We start from the raw sequence: 7,307 nt of genomic DNA, 5'->3' as shown, positions 1-7,307 counted from the left end.
TCGGTATTTCTTGCATATCATTTGGTTGTCTCTGTAAATTTTTATCCCTTGTACTTCCAAAAATCTCCATTTCATTAATATTAGGTATTGCTTCCCAAGGAGATTTTAAACTAGCCTCATCACCGTATTTTAGTTTTTTTACATCAAGCCTTAAAACCCAACTATCGGGGAATTTTGTAAAATATTGTTTGGTTACTTCTGCAATATCTGGATAGAGAAGTTCATCACAATTTACTGTTAAAATATATTTGCCTGAAGCATTCATTAGTCCAGTCATTCTTTGAATTATTTCTCCACGAAATGAGCTATTAATTTGCTGCATTCGGGAGTCACTAATTGGAAGTTTTTTCATTCCTGGAGGATGAACTAATATTAATTCTACATCTCCGTTAATTTTTAAAAAGCTCTCGGTCCAATATTGAGGAAGTCCTTCTCTTGTGGGCACTACAATTGATAATATTGGTTGGGTCATTTCAGTTATTACTTATTAGTTATTGGTTATCAGTACCTCTGGCTTCATCCGGAGGCTTGAGACCTTATTTGTTGGTTATACTTAGTGTATATGAATTAAAAGTTTTGATTGTATTTTAGCAAGTTTGTGGAGCGTGAGTCAATAATTTAATTTTTGAGTAGTGTTACTTAGATTTTTTATTGGCCAATAAACGGGATTTGATATAAATTTTTTTCAAAGTCTTTATTACCATTTTTCTAATGCTAAGTCAATTAATAAGTCTAGAGATTTATAGGGATAAAATTCTCTTGTAATTCCTATCCCTCTCTTTTGTTTTGACAATTCTCTACTAAGACTAATCAGCTTTGTATCTTCATGGGTAATAAGCTTTTTGTTTTCAGGCGCACTCGCAATTCTCTGAATAGTTTCAATATATTTTTTTGCTGTACTTTTTTTAACTGGCAACTTCAAGGGGAAATGATAACGATATCTTTTAATTTTGGCATTATTATACAAAATATTCTGTTCTATTCGGTCTTTTATTTCTTCAATTTCTGTAACCAATTTAAGACTTTCTTGAAGTCTTGTTATTAAGTTTTCAATATCCTTTTTACGGCGATTTATTTCTGCTCCTACTCCACTTGAAACATAACCTTCAATCAAAGCTTTATCTTGCCAATATATCCGAATTATAGCTCTGCAAATTATTGAATTTTTACCACCTTTATATGGTCTCTAGAGAAATAGTATTAGCTCACCTTTATCTAATAAAAATTCAGCATAAAATTTACTACTTTTACCACTACCATTTATATATTTAATGCTGCTAGTAGAGGGAAATTATTGCATTATAGTATCAAATTTAAGAATTTTATACCGAACTTCTAATATATCCTGCTGTTGACTAAACTCAAAATTACTCAAAAGTCTCAAAAATTCTTCAGGTGGGGTAGGTATATCTAAATCATTTTCTAGTTCTTGATAGGAAATAATTGCTTTTGAAATTTCCCCATTATCAATATCTTTCAAACAGAGATCAAACTTATCATCATCTTGAATAACAGAAAACTCTAAAAACTGAAAGTCAAGAGTATGATATTTTCTATCTGTAAATTATCCCGATGAAAACTAGGAGTAATTGCTACTAATCTTGCAGGTTGCTGATAATCAACTTTGTCACTAAAAGGTTTCTCATCTAACAAAGCATCATAATAACGAGTCAATTGTTGAACAATTCCCCTATCCTCAATATTTTTCAACTCCAAAACTACTAATTTTTTCTGACTATCAACAGCTAAAATATCGCACCTTTAACTATTCACAATATATTGTTTGTCTAAGACATTCAAACTCAGTAAAATTTCCAAATGTTCATATAGAAAATCCTCTAAAATTTCCTCACTGACAAATTCCCATCCTGAGCCAGTCTTTGTTAAAGATGCGTTACTCAACATAATTAACAATTAATAATTTTGATATCGGTGATAGCTGTTTGTCTACCATTCCGTAAGGAAATAATTAATAATTATCAATACCGGAACATTAATAATTAATAACGGACTATCTACCTAAACATGGGAGTGCTAAATCAATTAATAAGTATCGTAGGGGTTTGGTCTGTAAACCTAAGTAAAAATGGGATTTATATGACCAAATCCCTACAGTTTTTTTTCACAAATAATTGGCGATCGCTATATTTTTTTTTAAATTCTTTCTAACCATTTTTGGAGTGCTAAATTAACTAATGAATCTAGAGATTTATCATCAGTTTTAATAGCTTTACTTATGACTACTCTACTAAATCCATCTGGTATTCCGGCTCTATTTCTATTCTTAGGCACAGAATAATTTCTTACACCAATTCCTTTGGGACAAGGAGCTACAAGACGCAATTTATCTTTCCAATCTGTATATACTAATGTTCTTACTATTCTTTTGGTATCTTGTAAAGGCAGCCATAGAAACAATATTAATTCACCCTTAGTATTCGAGCAAAATTCAGCAGAAAATTTACTGGTTTTCTTATTACCATTACCGTATCTCCTAATACTCCCTTCATAATAAAATTCTCGCATCCTACTATCAAACCCCAAAATTTTCTGTCGAATCCTAAAAATCTCTTCTTGCTGTTGAGCATCTAAATTATTTACTACTTTCAAAAGTGCTTTAGGTGGAGCTGGTATATCTAAATCATTTTCTAGTTCTTGATAGGGAAGAATTGCCTTTGAAATTTTCCCATTATCAACATCTTTCAAACAAAGATAAAACTTATCCTCATCTTGAATAATAGAAAACTCTAAAAACTGAAAATCAAGAGTATGATATTTTCTATCTGTAAAATTATCCCGATGAAAACTAGGAGTAATTGCTACTAATCTTACAGGTTGCTGATAATCAACTTTGTCACTAAAAGGTTTCTCATCTAACAAAGCATCATAATAACGAGTCAACTGTTGAACAATTCCCCTATCTTCAACATTTTTCAACTCCAAAACAACTAATTTTTTCTGACTATCAATAGCTAAAATATCGCACCTTTGACTATTCACAATATATTGTCTGTCTAAGACATTCAAACCCAGTAAAATTTCCAAATGTTCATAAATAAAATCCTCTAAAATTTCCTCACTGGCAAATTCCCATCCGGAACCAGTCTTTTTTAAAGATGCGTTACTCAACATATAGCCATAAGAAATGATTTGTGAAAAAAAACTGTAGGGGTTTGGTCTCCAAACCCAAGCAAAAATGTTACAACCTATTTATGGTTGCTATATAATTCAATTTAAAATTTAGAGATAATTTTAGATTCATTTGGTTAACACCAGCAGTGATATTAATCACGGAAAAAATTAAATTATGCCATTTTAATAAAGTTGTGGTAAACCTGAATTCATAAGCCCCCCTTTCAAAGGGGGGTTGGGGGGATTAAACTCTTCCATATCTTTAACAAATTGGTATTACTAATCCTTTTATTATTTTCTTGAAAAAATACCCTTAGTTTTAGGCTGAAATAATTGAGTTTCGTAATTCAACCCAACCTAAATTTAAGTTCAATGCAACTTCTCACTTTAATATTAGTTCTGGTATCGCTTATTCCACTGCAAATTCAGTAAATTGACGTAAATAGGGAGCTTTAAAAGCTAAAATAATATCTTTTTTAAGAACTCCAGCAGCTACTAATTCATTTGCTATTCGTATTTCAGTTCTATCCCTCTGGAGCCAAATTTTACCCTCTTTTATATCAACATGAATAACACAGCCATAAACTCGTTTTTGATCTTTCCATCCTAAATTAATTACTTGATAATGCTCCCGTTTTGTGTCAAAAATTAATTGTACTTCTGTGTCTTTATCTAAGTCATTACCTGAGTGTTTAGTCAAAATAGTTTGAACTAATTCTTGATAATTTATTCTTTCCATAAAACTATTTCCTCTTTCATCACTTCAAAAATTACTAATTTTAGTTGATGTTCAGCAATTAATTCTTGAATAAATTGATTGCTGAAAAAATCACTGTAAATATCTTGGCTAATTGCTAAATATAAAACTCTCTCTGGTTGTTTTTTTCTAAGAGCAGAACGATAACTAAGAAATTGACCTAAAGCTCCATATTCAGCAATTAACAATTAATAATTAATAATTACCTCTCCCTTTTAGGGAGAGGATTGACCAAGAAGGAAAACAATTTATTTCTCTTGGTCGATTGGATATGGCGAGGAAACCTCGCCATCCCATCCTAACGGAATGCTTCGCAAACGACCGCTTTTTCCCCTTGAAAGGGGAGGTTTTTAACCTGAATTATTTAATTATTAATTATTAATTATTAATTATTAATTATTATTTTGCCCAACGATTTTGACTTTGCTCTAAATGTTCCAATAATTCCTGTTTACTCAAAGAGGGTTTTTTACAAATCAAACCTTGACAGACTAACCCTACAGAATTTTCTGGTAAATCAGTTTCTCTTTTATAAATAGCAGTAGGGAAATACTGAGTAATTAAATTATAAATTTCTGCTTCAGAAGTTCTGACTAAAGTTTGATTTCTGTACCAGTCTAAAGCAACAAATAAACTCGGACAAGCTTGGGGAGATTTTTTCATTATGCTACTAAAAGCTGTTAAAGCTGACTCAGCTCGGTCGAGATAATGTAATTCTTCAGTTAGCAAAGATAGACGTACTAAGTTAGCAATTGCTATGCCATTTGCTGCGGGAGTTGCATTATCAATATAATTCCTTTCTCGTAATATTAATTCTCCACTAAAATCCGTAGGAGCATTGTAATAACCTGCTGCTTCTAGACTCCACAAAAACTCATCAAATTCATCTTGTAATTTTATTGCTGTTTCTAACCAAAAATTAGCATTTGATGAAGTTTCTAAACTAATCGAAGCCTGCTGTAAATCTAGTAATGCTTTAATAAACAAAGCATAGTCTTCAGACTGGGCAATTACTGTAGGTTTTCCCTCATAATTTAGCCGATGAAAACGTCCATCAAACCACTGATTTTTGATGATGAAATTAGCAGCATTAACGGCTAAGTCTAGATATTTGGAATTGTTAAATACTGTGGCTGCTCTTGCCAAACCAGAAATCATTAAACTATTCCAGGCAACAATCATTTTAGTATCTGTTACTGCGGGAATTCTGCCAGGCCAGTTATTATTTTTTGCCTCTTGATTATTCGTTGCTGGTGGAAAAGTTTCTAGATTAAAAGGTTGAACACCATAGCGCACTTCAAATAATTTAGCGAGGGAATTTTCTACAGTTTCACTTAACTCTCCTGCTTGCTTTCTCTGCAAGACAATTTTTCCTTCAAAGTTGCCATTAGATGTAATAAAAAATTGTTCTGATAGTTCAGATAATTCTTCCGAGGTTAACAAATTTTCTAATTCTTTATAACTCCAAACATAGAAAGCTCCTTCTTCTGGTTCGACCTCATCTGGAGTAGTAAAACTATCAGCATCTTGGGAGGCATAGAAAAATCCGGCAGGTGCTGTCATTTCTATTTTCAGCCAATTTACTGTTTCAATAATTCCCCGTTTAAAGACTGGTTCTTGATATCCGGCACTCCATAAATTAGCTAAATATTCAACAATTTGACCGTTATCGTAGAGCATTTTTTCAAAGTGAGGAACTGTCCAAGTAGCATCTACTGTGTAACGATGAAAACCCCCCGCTACATGATCGTAAATTCCGCCTAAAGCTAAATCTAATCCCCTTTGTAAACAAACTTCATTACCCTTATATTGAGATTTAAAATTAAACTTTGTTCCCTGTAAAGCTGCTTCAGCATAAGGCATCATTGGAAAACTTTGTTGGGAGTAGCGATCGCTAATTATTCCTGTACTAACTTCTAAACCTTTTTGTAATACTTCTTTGCTTAAATCTTCTGCTTCTGGTAATAAAACTGACTTTCTTAAACCCTCTAACATTTCCCCTTTTAAAGAATCAAGTTTATTTTTTTCCAGGTCATAAAAACTCCTAATTTTTTGCAAAACTTCTAAAAAACCTGGTCGTCCGTAACGAGGTTCAATAGGGAAATAAGTACCACCAACAAAAGGTATTAAATCATCAGGAGTTAAGAATATATTTAACGGCCAACCACCCTGTCCGGTCAACATTTGTAATGCCTGCATATAGATGCTATCTACATCAGGTCTTTCTTCTCTATCTACTTTAATTGGTAAAAATTTTTCATTCAAATATTGGGCGATTTTCTCATCAGAAAATGCTTCTCCTTCCATAACAGTACACCAGTGACAACTTGAATAACCAATTGATAGAAAAATCGGTTTATCTTGTCGTTTTGCAGTTTCTAAAGCTTCCTCACACCACGGCCACCAATCTACAGGATTTTCTGCGTGTTTGCGGAGATAAAGACTTTGGGATTTAGCTAAACGATTAGTCATATTAATGTTTCCCCTAATTACGGATCGTATTGTCAATTATCTGAGTGTTTTTAAGAATGGATAATCAACTTTTGTGAAGATTATAACGTATTTATAATTTTTTGGACTTGATTTAGATAAACTCTTATGATTTAATTCTAATGTTCACCGTTTATTTAATGATAAAAATGTTGTTGCTTGCCTTCTGTATGCTGGGTGTAAAACTAGATATTTTTGATAATTATCTATTTTTTATGAGAGGTAGTAGAAGATATTTTTGAGGCAAAAAAATCTTCTTTCACCAAGAGGAATTTATCTTGACCTTAACTCTCACAGATTCGGGAAAATCAAACATTTTTATTTTTTCCTTCTACCTGAGATCAGGAATGTTTTTCCCACCGGAGCTGTGGAATTGTTTTCTATTTTTCCACACAAAGAGTAGACCATAGATTTGGCTAACAAAAATCTTCTTTGATTCAGATAAATTCACCTTGATAACTGAAATGACCAGAACTCCCAAATCTTCGGAAAAATGAAATATTTTTACTGGTGAGTTGAGTAGAAATAAGGAGTGTTTTTCCCACCGGAGCTGTGGAATTGTTTGATCTTTTTCCGCAGAAGGAGTAGACTAGAGACTTTTCTCACAAAAATCTTCTTTTTCTCATCATAATTTACCTAGACATTAACTTCCAAATATTCCGAATCATGAAACATTTTTACTTTTTATTTCTCCTGGAGATAACTGCTGGTTTTCCCACCAAAGCTGTTTGATTTTTTTGTGTTTTTACTCAGAGGGAGTACACCAAAAATTTGACTTACAAAAATCTTCTTTGACTCAGAGAAATTTATCTTGACCTTAACTTTCACAGATTCGGAAAAATCAAACATTTTTATTTTTTCCTTGTACCTGAGGTAAGGACTGCTTTTCTACCGGAGCTGTGGAATTGTTTGATCTTTTTCCACACAA

At 32.3% G+C, this 7,307-nt stretch carries 8 protein-coding genes and 1 pseudogene; all 9 read right to left on the bottom strand.

The window, feature by feature from the left end; all coding sequences use genetic code 11:
• A pseudogene (locus F6K22_RS14660) lies at nt 1–472 on the bottom strand (hypothetical protein); the annotation flags it as partial.
• A gap of 225 nt (nt 473–697) precedes the next feature.
• On the bottom strand, nt 698–1,114 hold the full coding sequence (locus F6K22_RS14655; RefSeq protein WP_293098894.1) for a hypothetical protein: 417 nt from the start codon (nt 1,112–1,114) through the stop codon (nt 698–700).
• 177 nt (nt 1,115–1,291) lie between these two features.
• The gene (locus tag F6K22_RS14650) at nt 1,292–1,480 is read right to left on the bottom strand and encodes a hypothetical protein (RefSeq protein WP_293098891.1); all 189 of its coding nucleotides are present in this window, start codon (nt 1,478–1,480) and stop codon (nt 1,292–1,294) included.
• Nucleotides 1,481–1,521: 41 nt separating this feature from the next.
• Nucleotides 1,522–1,710, bottom strand: coding sequence for a hypothetical protein (locus F6K22_RS14645; protein WP_293098888.1), 189 nt, complete (start codon nt 1,708–1,710; stop codon nt 1,522–1,524).
• 51 nt (nt 1,711–1,761) lie between these two features.
• A complete protein-coding gene (locus F6K22_RS14640) occupies nt 1,762–1,905 on the bottom strand; it encodes a hypothetical protein (protein ID WP_293098886.1) in 144 nt (47 codons plus the stop codon).
• A 249-nt stretch (nt 1,906–2,154) separates the two neighbouring features.
• A complete protein-coding gene (locus tag F6K22_RS14635; protein ID WP_293098883.1) occupies nt 2,155–3,132 on the bottom strand; it encodes an endonuclease NucS domain-containing protein in 978 nt (325 codons plus the stop codon).
• A gap of 409 nt (nt 3,133–3,541) precedes the next feature.
• Nucleotides 3,542–3,871: a XisI protein gene (locus tag F6K22_RS14630; RefSeq protein ID WP_293098880.1), complete on the bottom strand. Its 330-nt coding sequence runs from the start codon at nt 3,869–3,871 to the stop codon at nt 3,542–3,544.
• On the bottom strand, nt 3,859–4,077 hold the full coding sequence (locus tag F6K22_RS14625) for an element excision factor XisH family protein (RefSeq protein ID WP_293098877.1): 219 nt from the start codon (nt 4,075–4,077) through the stop codon (nt 3,859–3,861). The genes F6K22_RS14630 and F6K22_RS14625 overlap by 13 nt, the downstream gene beginning before the upstream one ends.
• A gap of 211 nt (nt 4,078–4,288) precedes the next feature.
• Entirely contained in the window at nt 4,289–6,361 is a 2,073-nt protein-coding gene (locus F6K22_RS14620; protein ID WP_293098875.1) for a thioredoxin domain-containing protein, read from the bottom strand.
• Between the last annotated feature and the right edge of the window lie 946 nt (nt 6,362–7,307).

The organism is Okeania sp. SIO2F4 (assembly GCF_010672385.1).
Classification (GTDB): Bacteria; Cyanobacteriota; Cyanobacteriia; order Cyanobacteriales; family Microcoleaceae; genus Trichodesmium.
The sequence above is the reverse complement of the archived record's forward strand: the minus strand, read 5'-3'. Positions and strand labels throughout refer to the sequence as shown.

Excerpts from the sequence above, each read along its gene's own strand:
- F6K22_RS14640 (WP_293098886.1), bottom strand. The coding sequence starts at position 1,905 with ATGTTGAGTAACGCATCTTTAACAAAGACTGGCTCAGGATGGGAATTT.
- F6K22_RS14630 (WP_293098880.1), bottom strand. The coding sequence starts at position 3,871 with ATGGAAAGAATAAATTATCAAGAATTAGTTCAAACTATTTTGACTAAA.
- F6K22_RS14620 (WP_293098875.1), bottom strand. The coding sequence starts at position 6,361 with ATGACTAATCGTTTAGCTAAATCCCAAAGTCTTTATCTCCGCAAACAC.
- F6K22_RS14635 (WP_293098883.1), bottom strand. The coding sequence starts at position 3,132 with ATGTTGAGTAACGCATCTTTAAAAAAGACTGGTTCCGGATGGGAATTT.